A 17,398-nucleotide genomic window follows, 5' to 3' on the forward strand; every position below is an offset into this window, starting at 1 on the left:
CCCATGAATCAACCGTTACGTATTCATCAGCCCCCGCGGGCAACAGAACCCTTGCTGGCGCTGCAGGTTAAAAGCAAAGCGTTCGGCGACACGCAGGTCCTCGGCCAGATCGACCTGCAACTGCAACCCGGCGAAATCGTCAGCCTGCTCGGCCCGAGTGGTTGCGGCAAGAGCACACTGCTGCGTCTGGTGGCGCAGTTGGACCAACGCTTTGTCGGCCGCTTGCAGCGCCGCCCTGAGCAAGTCGGCTTCGTGTTCCAGGAGCCCAGGCTGATGCCCTGGCTGAGCGTGGCTGACAACATTGGTTTCAGCGAGGACAACGCCTATGACCGTGCAAGGGTTGCCGCGCTGATCGACGAAGTGGGCCTTGGCGGTTTTGCCGATGCGCTGCCCAAAGCCTTGTCAGGCGGCATGGCCCAGCGCGTCGCCATCGCGCGCGGGCTGTATGGTCAGCCGCAGCTGCTGTTGCTGGATGAGCCGTTCAGCGCGGTGGATGCGTTCACCCGCTTCAAGCTGCAGGACTTGTTGCTGGAACTGGCCAAGCGGCACGGGATTGCCTTGCTGGTGGTGACCCATGATGTGGATGAGGCACTGTACCTGAGTGATCGGGTGCTGGTGATCGGCAACCGCCCCGGCACCGTGTGCCGGGAGTTGCAGGTTGGCCTGGAGTATCCGCGCGAGCGGCGTGATGACCGGCTGGCGCGGTTGCGCAGCGAAGCGCTGGAGGCGCTGCACAGTGCTCGGGTGATCTGACCCAGCTGCAGGGGCCACCGCGCGGCCCCGATAATCAACCTTGATCAAGCCAGGCGCGGGTAACATCACGTGCCGCTTTCAATCTGCGCTCACCTTGCAGTGCCGAAGAAGGCGTCTCCACACTCAGTTGCACATCCGCTGGCAATGCATCCAGCAACGCCACCAACGGCAACTGCCCCTGCCCCGGCAACAACCGCCCTTCCCGCGCTTCCTGGATGATCAGCGCTTCAGCGGGTGCCTGCAACGGCGCATCGCACAGCTGAACGGCGCGCAGGTAGTGCGGGTGCACCTGGGCAATCGCCGCCACGTCGCCACCCGATCGGAACAGGTGCAGGGCATCCACCAGTACCGCGCTGTTGCCCTGCCCGGCCGCCGTCAGCACGGCCAGCGCCTGCTGCAGTGTCGCCACCGGCCGCCAGCGCATGAACTCCAGGTCCACGCGTAGGCCGTAAACGTTGGCCAGTTCACACAGCGCCGCGAAGTTGTGCGCCAGCCGCACGCCATCCTCGTCATCGCCGGAAACCGTAAGGCTCGCCGCCCCCAACTCGGCACCGGCCGCCAGTAAGGCTTCGCAATCGGCAACGAGCAGCTGCGGCGTCAGCGAGACGAATTCGATATCGGCAACGCCAACCCCCTCACCCGCCATCACCGCCTTCAGCTCGCGCAGCTCTTGGCCACCCGCCGCCAACGGATAGGCCTGCCCACCCGTCATCACCGGGTGCAAGCGCAGCCCCACCGAGGTAAAGCCGGCCCGGCCGGCCTCGCGCACCAGCGCCTCAGGGGCGAGGTCCAATGCCGTTAGGTGGGCAACCCCCAACGGCCTCAATAGGTCGCCCTCCCGCCACTCAAGTCGAACACGAAGCCGGTGGTGAAGCTGCATTCAGGCCCGGCGATCCAGGCCACCATGTTGGCGATCTCCTCGGCCTTGAGAAAGCGCCCCATGGGGATCTTGGCCTTGCTCGCGGCAATATGCTCGGCGGTCATCTCGGCCATCAGCGGCGTCTCGACCATGGCCGGCGCGATGCAGTTGAGCAGCACGCCATCCTGCGCCAGCTCCTTGGCCGCAGCCTTGGTGAAGGCAATGACCCCGGCCTTGGCCGCGGAGTACCCCGAGATGTACTGCACGCCATCCTTGCCCGCCATCGAGGCGATGTTGACGATACGCCCATGGCCACGTTCACGCATGTGCGGGATGGCCGTGCGACAGCAGTAGAAAACGCCGTTCAGGTCGATGGCGATGACCTTGTCCCACGCCTCTGGCGGGTACTCCCAGGACGGCACTACCGGGCCGTTGATACCGGCGTTGTTGACCAGGATCTCCACCGGCCCCACGCGGGTCAGCACCTCAGTGAACGCTGCCTCGACCGAGGCCAGCGAGGCGACATCCACGGCCTGGCGCAACACCGGCTCGAAGCCATTGCCCACACTGTCCCATCCCTCGACCGCAAGGTCCCAGATCACCACCTGGGCACCTGCGGCATGCAAGCGTTGGGCGATGGCCAGGCCGATGCCACGCATGCCGCCGGTGACGATTGCAGTTTGCCCTTGCAGGGATTGGCTCATTGTTCAGCTCCTTTTTCGACACAGGGAATATCCGGCAGGCGACGCAGGTCGCGCACCATGAACAGGTAGCACAGCGCACCAAGCGCGGTGATCGAGGAAACAAAAACCAGTGCCCAGACGAACGACCCGGTGGCCGTGACGATCAGGCCAATGGTCAGCGGTGTGACGATGCCGGCGGCATTGGCGAACAGGTTGAACAACCCGCCACTCAGGCCCAGCAGGCCTTTTGGCGCGATGTCAGAGACGATCATCCAGGCCAGCGCCGACATGCCCTGGGCGAAGTAGGCAACGCAGAGGATGGCGATCACCAGCACGTCGGATTCGACATAGTTGGCCAGCACGATCACCGACGCCGTGAGCAGCCCGGCGATCACCGGCAGCTTGCGCGCCACGTTCAGCGAGTAGCCGCGGCGCAGCAGTGCATCGGACAGCCAACCGCCGACCAGCGTGCCCAGCGAGGCGGCAATGAACGGCAGCACCGCGACCCAGCCGACCTTCAGCCAAGGCATGTGCCGTTCGGTGACCAGGTAGGTCGGGAACCAGGTGAGGAAGAACACGTTGGTCGAGTTGCAGGCGAACTGCCCCAGGCAAATACCCAGCATGTTGCGGTGCTTGAGCAGCGCCGGGATCTGCGACCAGCGGAACACCGTGGCTTTCTGGCCGCCATCGACCACACCACCCCCCGCGGCGATATAGTCCAGCTCGGCCTGGTTGGCCGTCTTGGACTGGTGCGGCTCATGGTACTTGCGCCACCACACCAGGCCGTACAGCACGCCCATCAGGCCGACCGCCATCAGCAGAAAACGCCAGCCATAGGCGTGCAGCACCCAGAACAGCAGCGGCGTGAGGAACGCCAGGCCCGTGTACTCGGCAAAGGTGTAGATGCCGGTCGCCCGGGCCCGCTCGCTTTGCGGGAACCAGGTCGCCACCACGCGGCTGTTGGTGGGGAAGCACGGTGCTTCGGTCACACCGACCAGAAAGCGCATGCCCAGCAGGGACAAAAAGCCCTGGGCCAGGCCCTGCAGGCCGGTGAACAGCGACCACAGGGTCAGCGCCAGCCAGTAGGTGAGCTTGGTGCCGAGCCGGTCGATGAGGATGCCGCCGGGGATCTGCGCGGCGGCGTAGGTCCACGAGAAGGCCGAGAAAATCAGGCCCATCATCGCGGCATTCAGGCCCAGGTCGGCGCTGATACTCGGCGCTGCAATGCCCATGACGCTGCGGTCAAGGTAGTTGATCATGGTGCCGCCCGAGATCAGCGCCAGGATCATGAAGCGGGTGCGGGTGCGTTGCTGCAGGCGCGCGGGCGTGTCGAACACTCCGGCGCCGATGTGCTGATCAGCGTTCATGACAATTGCTCTCTTGTTATTGGAATGGCAAATGCGCAGGCGTCAGGCAAAGCCGAACAGGCGCCTAGGGGTGTCCCACATGATGGTGCGGCGCAGCTGCGGGTCGGGCATCAAACGCTCGGCCAGCTTCAGTAAGGGGCCGTAATCCACCCGCGTGCGCTGGCGAATGAACGGCCAATCGGAGCCCCACACACAGGCCTGCGGGCCGAAGGCGTTGATCAATTCATGCACGTAGGCGCTGCTCTGCCCGAGCAGGGCATCGGCAGCGGCAAACTTCTGCATGCCCGAGAGCTTCACGCAGACCCGCCCATGCCGGGCCAGCCTGAGCAACGCCTGAAAGCCAGCCTGCTGGATACCGGCGGCGGCATCGGGGCGCCCGCAATGGTCGATCAGCACACGCACCGAACTGCGGTCGATAAGGCCCAGCAGTTCGAGCAACTGGTCTTCACACACCTGTATCTGGGCGAACAACCCAAGCTCGGCGAGCTTGCCGAACAGCGGCTCGACGTCATGCAGGCTGGCTACGCCATACAGCGCGGGGTTGAGCGCCACGCCAACCACGCCCTGCTCACGCAGCGCAGCCAGTTGCTCAAGGCTTATCTGCCGCTCGACCACCGCCACACCCTTGAAGCGCCCCTGGCCGCTGGCCAGCGCATGCAACAGGCAGCGGTTGTCGGTGTGGTAGCCGCTGTTCGGCCCGACCAGCAAGGCATGACGCACGCCGTAGGCGTCCATCACCTGGTTGAACTGTTCCAGCGGCGCGACCTCCTGGCCGGACGGTGCGTAAGGCGCATCGGGGTGATAAGCGAAGCGTGCGGGATCAAACAAATGGTTATGGCAATCGATCTTCGGTTCGTCAAAGATGTTCAAAGGCGGTTCCTTCAAGCGCCACTGCGCTTGCCTGCAGATCTTGTTATTGTTCGCCACCAGGGCGATTGGCCTGGGCTCACGATACTGCGGGCGCCGCCACCACGCTCATACACAGATGGCCAAGACCATAACCGAAGGTAATGCTCATGCTCCCCGGGCAAGACGGCGCCGATACCAGCGCCATGCTGTTCAAACTGCGGCATATGGAAGTGTTCCGGGCAGTCATGCTGACCGGCTCGATCAGCGCTGCGGCTAAAATGCTCTACGTTTCGCAGCCGGCAGTGAGCAAGCTGATCGGCTACATAGAGGGGCGCCTGGCGTATCGCCTGTTCGAGCGCATCAACAATCGCCTGGTGCCCACAGCTGAAGCACAGATCCTGTTCCGTGAGGTCGAGCGGGTGTACCAGGCGGCGCTGCAGGTCAATGAAACCGCGCTCTCGCTGGCCTCAGGCACGCACCGCAAGCTGCGCATCTCCTGCAGCGCATCGCTGTCGACGGTGGTCATCCCGATAGCCCTTGCCCAGCTCAAGCGCGAGGCGCCGGCGCTGCAGATCGAATGGCAGACGTCGCTGATGGGCGAGATGCCCAACCAGATCCTGTCGAAAAAAGTCGACCTGTCGATTGCCGCCCTGCCGGTGGTCCATGACCACCTGCATTCGCAGGCCTTCATGCGCGGGCGCATGGTGGCCGTGATGCCCGCCGACCATGTGCTGGCACCGCAACGCGCACTGACCCTGCAGCAACTGGAAGGCCACGCCTTGCTGCTGTTCCGCCCGGACATGCCGTTCGGCAAGCTGCTGGCGGACGAAATCGCGCGACGTGGGCTGCAACTGGACTCATTGCTGTCGTTCACCAATGCCAACGAAGCCGTGGCGCTGGTCAAGCAAGGCATGGGCATCACCCTGATCGACGAATTCGTCGCGCAGGACAGCGGCCTGCAGGTGGTGCCACTGGCTGAAGAGATTCACTTCGACATCAGCTTCGTCTATTCGCGCTTCGAGCCACCGTCGCAGGCGGCGCTGCACCTGATGCGCGTGCTGCACGCGCAGGCGCTCAAGCTTGGGCGGGGGATCGAGGGGTTCGAGCTGCCATTGATCTGACAACGCCTTGAGCCGGCAAGGCCAGCTTCCACAAGAAGACAGTGGCCCCCACAGGGAATGTGCCAGGTCAGCTCAGGCACGGCAGCAGGATACTCACCCGCAGGCCGCACTGCTCGGCCGCCTGGGCGGTGATACTGCCCTGATGCAAACCGATGGCCCGACGGGCGATCGCAAGGCCCAGGCCGAAGCCATCGTTGCCGCTGTCGACGCCGCGATCAAACGGCTCGAAGATGCTCTGCAGGCGCGCCGGGTCAACGCCCGGCCCTTGGTCGATGATGCTCACTTGCAACTGCTCGCCAGCGTTCGCCAGCCGCGCTTCGACGCGTACCTCGGTACCGGTTTCGGTATAGCGCACGGCATTGCGCACCACGTTTTCGAACGCGCGATACAACAGCTCTTCATGGCCACGGGTGACGAACGCAGCGTCCGCGCTCAACGACACCTGGCACCGCTTCATGCCCGCCTCGAACCGTGCATCCTCGACAATCTGTGCCAGCAGCTCGACCACATCCAGCGGCTCGCTGGCGCCATCCGCCGTCTGTGACTGCACACGCGCCAGGGTCAGCAGCTGTTCGATCAGGTCATCCATGCGCCGCGACTCCCGCTCGATGCGTTCAAGCATCTCACCCCGCTCCGGCTGTTGGCGTATCAGGCCGATGGCCGCGTGCAGCCGGGTCAGCGGCGAGCGCAACTCATGGGAAATATCATGCAGCAGCTGCTGCTGCGCCTCGACCAGCGCCTTGAGCTGGCCGGCCATGCGGTCGCAGTCTTCGGCGAGGTCGACGATCTCATCGCGGCGCCTGCCAAGGCGGGGCTTGACGCGCACCTCGAAACGGCCCACGGCGACCTGGCCCATGGCTTCGCGCAGCCAGGCCAGCGGGCGGGTCAGGTACAAGCTGCAAAGCAAGGCAAACAGTGCGCTCATCAGCGTGCCGGTCACCAGCGGGCCCATGCCGCGCGGGCGCGGTGCCTCATCGAGGGTGGTCGCCACCGAGGACCGAAGCACCAGGGCCTGGCCGCCTTGGTCAAGCAGCGCCCGCTCGAAGCGCGGCTCAACCACGGCCCTGCCGGCCAGCAAGTGGCCGGCGCCGTCGTACAGCCCGACCTGCACACCTTGGGGCTGTGGCGAAACCTGCAACAGCTGGCGGCCGGCCTGTTCGCCATAGCGGTGCAGCATGTTCAGCTCGGTGGCCAGCAGCGAGCGCAGGGCCGGGGTGTCGCCGCGCAGTTCATCGAGCATGAAGGCCCCTGCGCCGACCAGGAACGTCAGGCAGTTGGCCAGCCAGAACGCCAGGAACAGCTTCCAGAACAAACGCCGGCGCATCATTCGACGATCAACATGTAGCCCATGCCGCGCACGCTCTGGAGCCAGCTGCTGCCGTCGGCGCGCGGGCCGAGTTTCTGGCGAATGCTGCTGATGTGCACATCGATACGGCGGTCGTAACGGGTCAGCGGGCGCCCCAAGGCATTGAGCGACAGGTCCTGCTTGCTCACCAGTTGCCCGGCCTGGCGGGTCAACGCTTCGAGGAGGCTGAACTCGGTTCCGGTCAGCTCCAGCGGGGCCACCCCCCACTGCGCCTTGCGGCTGCCTGGCCACAGGGTCAACGAGCCTCTGCCGATGGACTCGGCAGCCAGGCTGTCGGCCAACGCCTGTGGCTGTACCCGGCGCAGGATCGCGCGCAGCCGCGCCACCAGTTCACCGGGCGAGCTGGGCTTGGGCACGTAATCATCGGCCCCCAGTTCCAGGCCGGCTATGCGGTCGATGTTGTCACCGCGGGCAGTCAGCAACAGCACCGGTACCTGGCTGCGCGCACGAATGCGCCGCAGCACTTCGATCCCGGTGATGCCCGGCAACATCACATCCAGCACCACCATGCGGTAGATCCCGCTCAGCGCCTGGGCCTCGCCTTCCTCGCCAGTGGCCACGGCGGTCGCCTGGAAGCCTTCGCGGGCGAGGTACAGGGCAAGCATTTCGGTGAGTTCGCGGTCGTCATCGACCAGCAGCACGGGAATCATGGTGGGCACGCTTTGGCAGGGCTTCAAAGCGCCCATGATCGCCGCGCAGCGACAACCTGTCACCGCAGGCCGGGCGAACTTTACACATCTTTACCCTGGGTTAACCGCGCCAAACACAGGCCGCCCTTATCCTCATCGCCCGCTGCCCGGCAGCCACCGCGCTGCTCCTCTATGCCTGCCTGGATCCCCCGATGAACTACCCGCGACTGTTGCTCTCCCTCCTGCTGCTGCAAGCCTCCGTGGCCCAGGCGGCGCCGTTCAGGATCGCCGACATCCGGGTCAACGGCCTGCAGCGGGTATCCGCCGGCAGCGTGTTCGGCGCCTTGCCACTGAACGTCGGTGATCAGGCCGATGACCGGCGCCTGGTGGATTCGACCCGTTCGCTGTTCAAGACGGGCTTCTTCCAGGACATCCAGCTGAACCGTGACGGCAATGTCCTGATCATCAACGTGGTCGAGCGCCCGTCGGTGTCGAGCATCGAGATCGAAGGCAACAAGGCGATCAGCACCGAAGACCTGATGAAGGGCCTGAAACAGTCGGGCCTGGCCGAAGGCGAGATCTTCCAGCGCGCCACCCTCGAAGGTGTGCGTAACGAGCTGCAGCGCCAGTACGTGGCCCAGGGCCGCTATTCGGCCGAGGTCGACGCCGAGGTAGTGCCGCAGCCGCGCAACCGCGTCGCGCTGAAAATCAAGATCAACGAAGGCACCGTCGCTGCCATCCAGCACATCAACATCGTCGGCAATACCGTGTTCGACGATGAGGAGCTGTCGCAGCTGTTCGAGCTGAAGACCACCAACTGGCTGTCGTTCTTCAAGAACGACGACAAGTATGCCCGCGAGAAACTCTCCGGTGACCTGGAGCGCCTGCGCTCCTACTACCTGGACCGCGGCTACATCAACATGGACATCGCCTCGACCCAGGTGTCGATCACCCCGGACAAGAAGCACGTCTACATCACCGTCAACGTCAATGAAGGCGAGAAGTACACCGTTCGCGACGTGAAGCTGTCCGGTGACCTCAAGGTGCCGGAAGACCAGGTCAAGTCGCTGCTGCTGGTGCAGCCAGGCCAGGTGTTCTCGCGCAAGGTGATGACCACCACGTCCGAGCTGATCACCCGTCGCCTGGGTAACGAAGGCTACACCTTCGCCAACGTCAACGGCGTGCCACAGCCGAACGATGAAGACCACACCGTCGACATCATGTTCGTGGTCGACCCGGGCAAGCGTGCCTACGTCAACCGCATCAACTACCGCGGCAACACCAAGACCGAAGACGAAGTGCTGCGCCGCGAAATGCGCCAGATGGAAGGCGGCTGGGCGTCGACCTACCTGATCGACCAGTCCAAGACACGCCTGGAGCGCCTGGGCTTCTTCAAGGAAGTCAACGTCGAGACCCCGCCTGTGCCGGGCACCGACGACCAGGTCGACGTCAACTACAGCGTCGAAGAGCAAGCCTCCGGCTCGATCACCGCCAGCGTCGGCTTCGCCCAGAGCGCGGGCCTGATCCTGGGTGGTACGATCAGCCAGAGCAACTTCCTCGGTACCGGTAACAAGGTGTCGATCGGCCTGACCCGTTCGGAATACCAGACCAAGTACAACTTCGGCTTCACCAACCCCTACTTCACCGAAGATGGCGTCAGCCTGGGCTACAACCTGTTCTACAGCAGCACCGACTACAGCGATTACTACGATGACGGCGTCTCGTACTACGCCATCAACAGCTATGGCGCAGGCGTCAGCCTCGGTTACCCGATCAGCGAAACTTCGCGCCTGACCTATGGCCTGACCTTGCAGCACGACGACATCTCCCCCGGCACCTATAGCGCCGACGAGATCTACGACTTCATCCAGCGCGAGGGCGAGAGCTTCAATAACCTCAAGGCCTCGATCGGCTGGTCCGAGTCGACCTTGAACAAAGGGGTGCTGGCGACCCGTGGCCACTCGCAGAGCTTGACGCTGATGGCCACCACGCCCGGCAGCGACCTGTCGTTCTACAAACTCGACTACAACGGCCAGACCTACCTGCCGCTGAGCGAGCGCAGCACCCTGCGCCTGCATACCAGCTTGGGTTACGGCAATGGCTACGGCGCCACCGACGGCCTGCCGTTCTACGAGAACTACACGGCGGGCGGCCAGGGCTCGGTACGCGGCTTCAAGGATGGATCGCTGGGGCCACGCAACACGCCGGCAACCGGCACCTATGCCAGCGCCGGCCAGGCCTATTATTCCGACCGCGACACCGATGCGCTGGGGGGCAATATTTTGATCACCGGCGGCGCCGAATACATCTTCCCGATGCCCTTCATCAAGGACCAGCGCCAGCTGCGCAGCTCGGTGTTCGTCGACGCCGGCAACGTCTATTCCGACACCTGCTACCTGTCTACCACGCAAGGTTGCGGCAGCGTGGGCCTGGACCAGCTGGCGGTGTCACTGGGGGTTGGGGTGACCTGGTACAGCCCGATGGGGCCGCTGACCTTCAGCCTGGCCACCCCGCTGAAAAAACCGGATAACGCCGAAACGCAGATCTTCCAGTTCTCGTTGGGGCAGACCTTCTGACTGCAGGTATTACCCGCTTTTACCCCGGCTTAACCCAAGTTGACAGTCCACTTGCCTAAGCTGGCTTCCCTTAGAATTCGCCTGGCAGGTACCCCTCCATGCTGCAAGAAGAAGTCCCCACTGCGTTGCTCGCCCTGGTACAGCAACGCCTGGCCGCCCTGCTCGGCCCACGCTACACGGTTGCCCTCTGCGGCAGTGGCGACGGCCAGTACCACCTGGCGATCCAGCCGGACGGCAGCGGCCTGTCGCTGGAAGACAGCGGCAGCCTCAGCCCAGGCTTCGCCGAGCGCCTGCTGGCCCTGGGCAGGCAGCTCAAGGCCATGCTCGAATCGGACACCTTCAAGCGCATGGCCAGCAACGACCCGTCGCGCCCGCTGGTCTGGATAAGCGATCCAGCCTGCCGCGGGCTCAGGGGTCGAGTTCGGCCAGCACCTCGGCCCGGGTGGTGACATTGCCGAAATGGTGCTTCCACAGTTCGATGCCCATCTTGCCTGAGCGATCCAGGGAAGACCCCACCGTCAGGTCGGTGATCAGCGTCGGCATCAACCCCGCATCGAACAGCGCGAAGCCTGCGGCCAGCACGCACGTCTCGGTCTGCAACCCGCACACCAGCACCCGCTCGACGCCCAGCTGCCTGATGTGATCGAGGGTTTCGGCGGTCTGCCCATAACCGTGCTTGATGAACACCTTGTCCGCTTCGACCAGGCTTTCGTCTTCGGCTGCGGGGTGCCAGCCGAGCTGGCGCTGGAACGGGGTCACCTGCTCGTCATGCAGCTCGACCGAGGCGATGGTCGGGATCGTCGCCGACAACGCACGCACGCCATCGACCAGCCACTCCGGCGGGCTGAAGGTGGACTGGACATCGACGATGAGTAAAACCTGCCGCATGACGTTCTCCGAGGCACTGGCAAAGGCGCGCAGTATACCGCTCCCGGCAGGCCTTGAGCCCGTTCCGGCTGTCGCCGCCCGTGTGACGTTGGCTTTTAAGTAGCGGTTTTCCCGAACTTTTTCCTGTTTGCTGGTCTATGTGATCAGGCACATACGGTTCGCCAGGCAGCCCTCAGGCTGGCCCGCTACTGCATGGCCCAACGTCCCGATTTCCAGCAGAGGTTGTCTTCGCTCATGAAAATCCATGTCCCACGGATAGTGCTCCTCGGCCTGTTCGCGTTCGCGGCAATGGGCTCGGCTTCCGCAACACCGATGAAGGTTTCAGCGCCTGTTCACACACCCCAAGCCATGCCCGTGCAGGCCCCAGACGAGGACGCCAACAACCCCTGGCCAAGCCTGGCGAGTGTGGCTGCACAGCAGCCCGCCACACTGCTGGCCCACGATGACCGTTACTACCGCGACGGCTACCGGCATGACCGTCGCGACGATTGGCGCCGCGAAAACTGGCGGCGTGAGCAATGGCGCCGCGAGCAGGCGCGCCGCGACGCCGAACGCCGCCGCGAATGGCAGCGCCACCATGACCGGGCCGCGCACCACCGCTACGAGGCCGACCACCACTACTATCGCCGCTGAACAACCCCGCGGCCGGCCCAGCCACAACCGGCAACGACGGAAGGCCCGCAGGATAACCCAGCGTGCGTGGTGCGAAAATGCACTTACCAATGTCGGATGCAACACGGTCCCTACGCGGGCCAGTGTCTTGCTCAACGTCTTGAGGCGTGCGCAGGCCTTGTAGAAGCGGGTTTACCCGCGAGCACGGGCGAAACTTGTGCCACTCACCGCAGTGGACTCTTCGCGGGCAAGCCCGCTCCCGCCTTCAAACCGGCAACCCCTTGGCCCTCAGCAAGGCATCGAAGCGTTCAGGGTCTGCAGTGCCGAGGCGGTTGGTTGCGCGGATGCCCTCCTCCCGGTCCAAGTGAGCCAGGGCCCTGGGCAGCAAGGCCGCGGCCTCTTCGGCCGGGATGGCAATCACGCCATCGCCGTCCCCCAGCACCAGGTCCCCGGGCATCACGCACAGGCCGGCACAAGCGATCGGCACGTTGATTTCACCCGGGCCGTCCTTGCTCGGGCCACGGTGGGTATGGCCGGCGGCGAACACCGGTACCACGCCCTCGGCCAACTCTTCGAGGTCACGTACGGCGCCGTCGATGACGATCCCGCCCAGTTGCACCCGCAGCGCAGTGGTACGCACCAGGCCGCCGATCACCGCCTGGCTGACATCGCCGCCGCCATCGATCACCAACACGTCACCGGGCTGCACCATCATCAATGCCTTGTGCACCATCAGGTTGTCGCCCGGGCGCACGCGCAGGGTAAAGGCCGGGCCGCACAGTTTGAGCGACAAGTCGCCATGGTAGGCGCGCAAGCCGCGGGCGCCGATGCAGCGGCCCATGCAGTCGCCGGCAACGGCCACCGGGATACGGCGAAATTGCTCGACCAGGTCTTCAGCCAGGCGGGCGACGCGTGGGTTGATGCGATAGCCGACAGGCCATTGGCTTGCAGTGGATGCAGTCATGGGAATCTCCGTTTCAACGGTTGAAAACAAGGGGGTTTACGCAGCAAGCGGCTACACCGGGCTCGCCGTCCAGGTAAGCCAGAACGTGCTGCACGGCATCGCGGGCCATGGCCGCCAGCGCGGCCGGCGTCGAGCCGCCGACGTGGGGGGTGAGCACGACGTTGTCCAGTTGCAGCAACGGGCTGTCTGCCGGCAAGGGCTCGACGGCCATGGTGTCCAGCCCGGCAGCGAACAGCCGGCGCTCGCGCAGGGCGGCAATCAAGGCGGTCTCGTCGACCACTTCGCCACGTGCGGTGTTGATCAACAGCGCATCGACGGGCAGCGCCGCCAGCTCGGCAGCACCGATCAACTGCCGCGTCTGCGCGGTCAGCGGGACGTGCAGGCTGAGCACGTTGCTCAACGGCAACAGTTGGTCCAGGCGCTCTACCCGTTCGACACCTTCCAACGCGGCGCCTTCAGGCAGAAACGGGTCGTACACCACCACCGACATGCCGATGGCCTGGCAGGCGGCAGCCACACGCCGCGCTACCTGGCCGAAGCCGACCAAACCCAGCGTGCGACCGCTCAACTGCAAGCCATCCTGCACACGGGCCCACTGCCCCTGGCGCAGTTGCCGGTCCATCCACGGCACGCGGCGGGCCGCGGCGAACATCAGCGCCAGGGTCATCTCCGCAACCGACTGGGCATTGGCGCCCGGCGTGACGAAGACCGGGATGCCCAAACGGGTGGCGGCATCGACATCGATGTTGCCGACCCCGACGCCATGCTTGCACACCACCTTGAGGCGCGGGCTGGCCTGGAGCGCCGCCGAGGTCAGGTCGAGCGTGCGAGAGATCACCGCATCAACCGGCTCGCGGGCTATCAAGGCTTCGATTTCACCGGCGCCCTGCCCCTGCTCGATGAACAGCACCCGGCAGTTGCGCGCGGCGAGCCGCTCCAGGCCTGCGGCGGCAAGCGTCGGTGCGGTGACCAGAACGGTATAGGTCATGAGAACTTCCTTTTTACGAAGGGTTGAGTCAGGCCACGCCAGCCTTGAGCGGCAGCACGCCGAAGACCATGGCGCTGATCAGCATCACCACCATCAGCCCTATCACCCAGGGCATGCAGCGTCGCTGGTTGTCGCCATAGTTGAGGTCCAGCAGCGCGACCAGCACGTAGGTCGATGCCACCAATGGACTGAGCAGGTGCATCGGCTGACCGAGCACCGAGGCGCGGGCCATTTCAGCAGCGCTGATGCCGTATTCCTGGGCGGTCTGGGCGAGGATCGGCAGCATGCCGAAATAGAACGCGTCGTTGGTTACCGCATAGGTCGCCACACCGCTGAACAGCGCCGTGGCCGGCGCCAGGTAAGGCCCGAGCCATGCGGGGGTGACCTTGAGCAGGTCGTTGGCCATGGCGTCGACCATGCCGGTGCCGAACAGGATGCCGGTGAATACCCCGGCTGCGAGGATCAGGCCGACCACCGACATCACGTTGTAGGCATGCGCACTCAAACGTTCCTTCTGTTCGGCCAGGCTCGGGTAGTTGATCATCAGGGCCAGCGCGGTTGCGGTGATGAACAAGATGGGCAACGGCAGCACGCCGACAGTCAGCGCCACCAGCAGCGCGACGGTGAGGATCACGTTCGGCCACAGCATGCGCGGGCGTCGGTAGTCCGGCAGTTGGGCGATGTCGCGCTTCATGGCCTGGAACTGTTCGACCGACAGTACACCGACCCGGCGCCGTTCGCGCAGGCCGAACACCAGCGCCACCACCAGGTTGTAGGCAAAACCTGTGGCCATCACCGGAATCAGCGGTACGAACACATCGCCCACCTCCAGGTGTAGGGCCGATGCCGCGCGGGCCGTCGGGCCGCCCCAAGGCAGGATGTTCATGATGCCGATCGACATCACCAGCAACGTCGCCATGTACTGCAGCGACAGCCCCAGGCGTTTGTAGATCGGCAGCAACGCTGACACGCAGATCATGTAGGTGGTGGTGCCATCGCCATCCAAGGCCACGGTGATGCCCATCACCGCGGTGCCCAGGTAGATTTTCAACGGGTCGCCCTGGGCCACGCGGACCACCCCGCGCACCACTGGATCGAACACCCCGGCGTCGGTCATCAGGCTGAAGTAGACGATGCTGAACATCAGCAGCGCTGCGGTAGGGCCAAGTTTGAGCAGGCCTTCGAGCATCATCGGGCCGATGTGCCCGCCGTTGGCGATCAGGCCGAAGGCAATCGGCACCACGACCAGCGCCACCAGCGCAGACATGCGCCGCGTCATGATCAGCGCCATGAATGTGGCGACCATCGAACCACCCAGAAGGGTCAGCATATGAGGCGTCCTCCAAAAACATCCGCGGTACGGATGCCGGTTATTGTTGTTATGGGCACCGCCGGTCTGGCGGTGTGCAGCGATGCAGCGTCAGGCCGCGTGCTGGCGGGCCAGGGCAACCTCCTGTTGCAGCATGTCGAGGTCCTGCGCGCTGACCTGCAGCCCTTCGGCGCAGGCCTGGGCGGCAGCCAGGGTTTCTCGCTCGCCGGGCATGTAGATGGCGTCGAAGCCCTCCGCGCGCGGCAGCGCCTTGGCGCGTTCGACCAATGCATCGGCGCGCTGGCGGTAGGCATCGAACGCCATGGCGCAGTCGGGGCGGAACACGATGAAGCTGTGGCCGACGTTCTGCGGCTGGGTGAAGTCGCTGTTCTGGTTGCGCACCTGGCCGCCGAAAGCCGAGCCCGACATCACCCCCGCCGCCGACTCCATCATCAGCCCCAGGCCCGAACCTTTCGGCCCAGCCATGGGCAGCACCACGCCGTCGAGCGCGGCGGCCGCGTCGGTGGTGGGCTGGCCGTGGGCATCCAGCGCCCAGTCGGCAGGGATCGGCTCGCCGCGGCGCGCCGCGCGACGGATCTTGCCGAACGCCACCACCGAGGTGGCCATGTCCAGCATCAGCGGCGTCGCACCCGGTGCGGCGTAGGCAAACGGGCTGGTGCCAAGGAACGCCTGGCGTGCGCCCCATACCGGCATCAACGGCGGCGCGTTGGTCAGCACCAGCGCGGCCAGGTCGGCATCCAGCGCCTGTTGCAGGTAACTGGCGGCCATGCCGAAGTGGTTGCTGTGCGACACCAGCACCATGCCGATGCCGAAGCGCTGGGCACGGGCGATGGCTTCGGCCATGGCCCTGCGCGCCACCACGTAGCCCATGCCATTGTCACCGTGCAGGTGCGCGGTCGCCTGCTCGCCACGCTCGACGCGCAACTGCGGGCGCGGATTGACCAGGCCTTCGCGCAGGCGCCGGGTGTACACCGGGATGCGGCCGATGCCGTGGGACGCCACGCCACGTGCATCGGCGTCAACCAGGCAGGTGGCGACGTAATGCGCGTCGTCGGCGGGCAGGTAGCCGGCGAAAATTCCGCTCACCTGCGCAAGCAATGATTGGTAGGAAACTAAAGTCGATTCGGACATCGGTTACACCTGGCTGAACACAATGGCAGAAAGGCTCAGGCATGCACTGCATACCTGGCTCGCCGGCATTGTTGGTCAGCCACGCGGCCGCGGTCCAAGTGCTAATTTTCCGCGATCGTTGAATCCGGGGAATAGGTTCTGGCACATTGGCCGCTCGCTCGCAGCCGCAGAGGATTGGCCAATGGACTACCGCGACCTCAGCTACTTTGAAACCATCGCCGAGCTCGGCCACCTCGGTCGTGCGTCCGAAGCGCTGTGCCGCACCCAATCGGCGCTGTCCAAGTGCATCCGCCGGCTCGAGGACGAACTGGGCGCCGAGCTGTTCGAACGCACCGGCCGGCGCATCGTCCTGACGCCAATCGGTGCGCTGCTGCTGGAGCGGGCGAAGATTTTGCGGCGCAGCATGGATGAATCGAAACGCCAGATCATCGACTTCAGCATGGGCATCACCGGCCATGTGCGGCTGGGCGTATCGACCACCATGGCCGAACTGCTGCTGCCGTCGCTCACGTCGCGGTTCCTGCGCAGTGCGCCCGACGTCACCATGGATGTGAAGATCGGCATGAACGACATGCTGCGCGATAGCTTGCTGGCCGGGCACATCGACCTGATGCTGGCGCCGCTCGACAACCGCCAACCCGGCTTCACCAACCACCCGGTCATCGACGACGACGTGGTAATCGTCGCAAGCCCCGATCACCCGATCTTCGACGGGCCGATGACCCTGGAAGCGCTGGCTCGGCATCGCTGGGTGCTGGCGTCGAACCAGGTATCGACCCGGCGCTGGCTGGAAGCCTTGCTCAAGGACCACGGCCAGCCGCCGCCACGGGTGCAGGTGGAGACCAACTTCATTTTGCTGCTGCCGCAACTGATTGCCGAGAACCGGTTGTTGAGCCTGCTGTCACGGCGCAACCTCGGGCCTGACCGGCCGGGTGGCAGCCTGCGCGAGGTGCCGATCCCAGGGGCCTGCATGCGGCGTACGTTTGGGGTGATCTATCGCGAGGAGGCCTGGCTGTCGCCCGCAACATTGTGCCTGCTGAACATCATTCGCACGGATTATCCCTGAAGGCGTGATCGGGGCCCCGGTCGCCGAAACACGAATTTGAAGCACAATGCTCTGCCTGTGGCAGCGGGTTTACCCGCTTGCCCGTTGTGGGCCTGCACGCCAGCATCGGTCACAGCCGTCGCGGTGGCTGCGCAGCCTGATGCAGGCTGCTCGATCTGCCACGTGAAACGCCAACGGCGCCCAAGGTGCCGCAGGCCGACCCTTCGCGTCGAAGGT

At 64.9% G+C, this 17,398-nt stretch carries 17 protein-coding genes; 6 read left to right on the plus strand and 11 right to left on the minus strand.

What is annotated here, in order from left to right; translation table 11 throughout:
- The first annotated feature begins 3 nt into the window (after positions 1 to 3).
- On the plus strand, positions 4 to 753 hold the full coding sequence (locus tag ACIPIJ_RS12455; RefSeq protein WP_401076852.1) for an ABC transporter ATP-binding protein: 750 nt from the start codon (positions 4 to 6) through the stop codon (positions 751 to 753).
- A gap of 34 nt (positions 754 to 787) precedes the next feature.
- Here the strand turns inward: ACIPIJ_RS12455 and ACIPIJ_RS12460 are convergent, their stop codons facing one another.
- Genes ACIPIJ_RS12460 through ACIPIJ_RS12475 form a run of 4 tightly spaced genes read right to left on the minus strand, consistent with a single transcriptional unit; the run spans position 788 to position 4,532 of the window.
- Positions 788 to 1,579 (minus strand): sugar phosphate isomerase/epimerase family protein, encoded by a 792-nt coding sequence (locus ACIPIJ_RS12460; protein WP_401076854.1) that lies wholly within the window; start codon positions 1,577 to 1,579, stop codon positions 788 to 790.
- Positions 1,576 to 2,316, minus strand: coding sequence for an SDR family NAD(P)-dependent oxidoreductase (locus ACIPIJ_RS12465; RefSeq protein ID WP_401076857.1), 741 nt, complete (start codon positions 2,314 to 2,316; stop codon positions 1,576 to 1,578). Before ACIPIJ_RS12465 ends, ACIPIJ_RS12460 begins: the two co-directional genes overlap by 4 nt.
- The gene (locus tag ACIPIJ_RS12470; protein ID WP_401076859.1) at positions 2,313 to 3,662 is read right to left on the minus strand and encodes an MFS transporter; all 1,350 of its coding nucleotides are present in this window, start codon (positions 3,660 to 3,662) and stop codon (positions 2,313 to 2,315) included. The genes ACIPIJ_RS12465 and ACIPIJ_RS12470 overlap by 4 nt, the downstream gene beginning before the upstream one ends.
- Positions 3,663 to 3,704: 42 nt before the next feature.
- Positions 3,705 to 4,532: an amidohydrolase family protein gene (locus ACIPIJ_RS12475; RefSeq protein ID WP_401076862.1), complete on the minus strand. Its 828-nt coding sequence runs from the start codon at positions 4,530 to 4,532 to the stop codon at positions 3,705 to 3,707.
- A gap of 146 nt (positions 4,533 to 4,678) precedes the next feature.
- Between ACIPIJ_RS12475 and ACIPIJ_RS12480 the strand changes: the two genes are divergently transcribed.
- The gene (locus ACIPIJ_RS12480) at positions 4,679 to 5,632 is read left to right on the plus strand and encodes a LysR family transcriptional regulator (protein WP_401076865.1); all 954 of its coding nucleotides are present in this window, start codon (positions 4,679 to 4,681) and stop codon (positions 5,630 to 5,632) included.
- A 67-nt stretch (positions 5,633 to 5,699) separates the two neighbouring features.
- Here ACIPIJ_RS12480 and ACIPIJ_RS12485 read toward each other — a convergent pair whose 3' ends face one another.
- Positions 5,700 to 6,959, minus strand: coding sequence for an ATP-binding protein (locus tag ACIPIJ_RS12485; protein ID WP_401076868.1), 1,260 nt, complete (start codon positions 6,957 to 6,959; stop codon positions 5,700 to 5,702).
- Entirely contained in the window at positions 6,956 to 7,648 is a 693-nt protein-coding gene (locus tag ACIPIJ_RS12490; RefSeq protein ID WP_401076870.1) for a response regulator, read from the minus strand. The genes ACIPIJ_RS12485 and ACIPIJ_RS12490 overlap by 4 nt, the downstream gene beginning before the upstream one ends.
- 191 nt (positions 7,649 to 7,839) lie before the next feature.
- On the opposite strand from ACIPIJ_RS12490, the gene bamA reads away from it, so the two are divergent.
- Positions 7,840 to 10,203: an outer membrane protein assembly factor BamA gene (bamA, locus tag ACIPIJ_RS12495; protein WP_401076872.1), complete on the plus strand. Its 2,364-nt coding sequence runs from the start codon at positions 7,840 to 7,842 to the stop codon at positions 10,201 to 10,203.
- A gap of 98 nt (positions 10,204 to 10,301) precedes the next feature.
- On the plus strand, positions 10,302 to 10,652 hold the full coding sequence (locus ACIPIJ_RS12500; protein WP_401076875.1) for a hypothetical protein: 351 nt from the start codon (positions 10,302 to 10,304) through the stop codon (positions 10,650 to 10,652).
- Here the strand turns inward: ACIPIJ_RS12500 and ACIPIJ_RS12505 are convergent.
- Positions 10,612 to 11,091, minus strand: a complete 480-nt coding sequence (locus tag ACIPIJ_RS12505) for an isochorismatase family protein (protein WP_401076878.1) — start codon at positions 11,089 to 11,091, stop codon at positions 10,612 to 10,614. The genes ACIPIJ_RS12500 and ACIPIJ_RS12505 overlap by 41 nt on opposite strands.
- A 234-nt stretch (positions 11,092 to 11,325) precedes the next feature.
- Between ACIPIJ_RS12505 and ACIPIJ_RS12510 the strand changes: the two genes are divergently transcribed.
- Entirely contained in the window at positions 11,326 to 11,724 is a 399-nt protein-coding gene (locus ACIPIJ_RS12510; RefSeq protein WP_401076880.1) for a hypothetical protein, read from the plus strand.
- A 244-nt stretch (positions 11,725 to 11,968) separates the two neighbouring features.
- Here the strand turns inward: ACIPIJ_RS12510 and ACIPIJ_RS12515 are convergent, their stop codons facing one another.
- The 4 genes from ACIPIJ_RS12515 to ACIPIJ_RS12530 all read right to left on the minus strand — a co-directional run bounded on the left by ACIPIJ_RS12515 (position 11,969) and on the right by ACIPIJ_RS12530 (position 16,116).
- Positions 11,969 to 12,667, minus strand: coding sequence for an RraA family protein (locus ACIPIJ_RS12515; protein ID WP_401076883.1), 699 nt, complete (start codon positions 12,665 to 12,667; stop codon positions 11,969 to 11,971).
- 13 nt (positions 12,668 to 12,680) lie between these two features.
- Positions 12,681 to 13,655, minus strand: a complete 975-nt coding sequence (locus tag ACIPIJ_RS12520; protein ID WP_401076886.1) for a hydroxyacid dehydrogenase — start codon at positions 13,653 to 13,655, stop codon at positions 12,681 to 12,683.
- A 28-nt stretch (positions 13,656 to 13,683) separates the two neighbouring features.
- A complete protein-coding gene (locus ACIPIJ_RS12525) occupies positions 13,684 to 14,985 on the minus strand; it encodes a CitMHS family transporter (RefSeq protein ID WP_401076889.1) in 1,302 nt (433 codons plus the stop codon).
- 90 nt (positions 14,986 to 15,075) lie between these two features.
- Positions 15,076 to 16,116, minus strand: a complete 1,041-nt coding sequence (locus tag ACIPIJ_RS12530) for an Ldh family oxidoreductase (RefSeq protein WP_401076892.1) — start codon at positions 16,114 to 16,116, stop codon at positions 15,076 to 15,078.
- 181 nt (positions 16,117 to 16,297) lie between these two features.
- On the opposite strand from ACIPIJ_RS12530, the gene ACIPIJ_RS12535 reads away from it, so the two are divergent.
- Complete coding sequence (locus tag ACIPIJ_RS12535) at positions 16,298 to 17,182, plus strand: LysR family transcriptional regulator (protein WP_401076895.1); 885 nt, start codon at positions 16,298 to 16,300, stop codon at positions 17,180 to 17,182.
- Positions 17,183 to 17,398: the final 216 nt, after the last annotated feature.

Origin of the sequence: Pseudomonas sp. NPDC087185 (genome assembly GCF_044744955.1) — a bacterium.
Classification (GTDB): domain Bacteria; phylum Pseudomonadota; class Gammaproteobacteria; order Pseudomonadales; family Pseudomonadaceae; genus Aquipseudomonas.

Coding starts and splice junctions, on each gene's coding strand:
- ACIPIJ_RS12455 (WP_401076852.1), top strand. CDS start 4: ATGAATCAACCGTTACGTATTCATCAGCCCCCGCGGGCAACAGAACCC.
- ACIPIJ_RS12465 (WP_401076857.1), bottom strand. CDS start 2,316: ATGAGCCAATCCCTGCAAGGGCAAACTGCAATCGTCACCGGCGGCATG.
- ACIPIJ_RS12470 (WP_401076859.1), bottom strand. CDS start 3,662: ATGAACGCTGATCAGCACATCGGCGCCGGAGTGTTCGACACGCCCGCG.
- ACIPIJ_RS12480 (WP_401076865.1), top strand. CDS start 4,679: ATGCTCCCCGGGCAAGACGGCGCCGATACCAGCGCCATGCTGTTCAAA.
- ACIPIJ_RS12485 (WP_401076868.1), bottom strand. CDS start 6,959: ATGATGCGCCGGCGTTTGTTCTGGAAGCTGTTCCTGGCGTTCTGGCTG.
- ACIPIJ_RS12490 (WP_401076870.1), bottom strand. CDS start 7,648: ATGATTCCCGTGCTGCTGGTCGATGACGACCGCGAACTCACCGAAATG.
- bamA (WP_401076872.1), top strand. CDS start 7,840: ATGAACTACCCGCGACTGTTGCTCTCCCTCCTGCTGCTGCAAGCCTCC.
- ACIPIJ_RS12500 (WP_401076875.1), top strand. CDS start 10,302: ATGCTGCAAGAAGAAGTCCCCACTGCGTTGCTCGCCCTGGTACAGCAA.
- ACIPIJ_RS12505 (WP_401076878.1), bottom strand. CDS start 11,091: ATGCGGCAGGTTTTACTCATCGTCGATGTCCAGTCCACCTTCAGCCCG.
- ACIPIJ_RS12510 (WP_401076880.1), top strand. CDS start 11,326: ATGAAAATCCATGTCCCACGGATAGTGCTCCTCGGCCTGTTCGCGTTC.
- ACIPIJ_RS12515 (WP_401076883.1), bottom strand. CDS start 12,667: ATGACTGCATCCACTGCAAGCCAATGGCCTGTCGGCTATCGCATCAAC.
- ACIPIJ_RS12520 (WP_401076886.1), bottom strand. CDS start 13,655: ATGACCTATACCGTTCTGGTCACCGCACCGACGCTTGCCGCCGCAGGC.
- ACIPIJ_RS12525 (WP_401076889.1), bottom strand. CDS start 14,985: ATGCTGACCCTTCTGGGTGGTTCGATGGTCGCCACATTCATGGCGCTG.
- ACIPIJ_RS12530 (WP_401076892.1), bottom strand. CDS start 16,116: ATGTCCGAATCGACTTTAGTTTCCTACCAATCATTGCTTGCGCAGGTG.
- ACIPIJ_RS12535 (WP_401076895.1), top strand. CDS start 16,298: ATGGACTACCGCGACCTCAGCTACTTTGAAACCATCGCCGAGCTCGGC.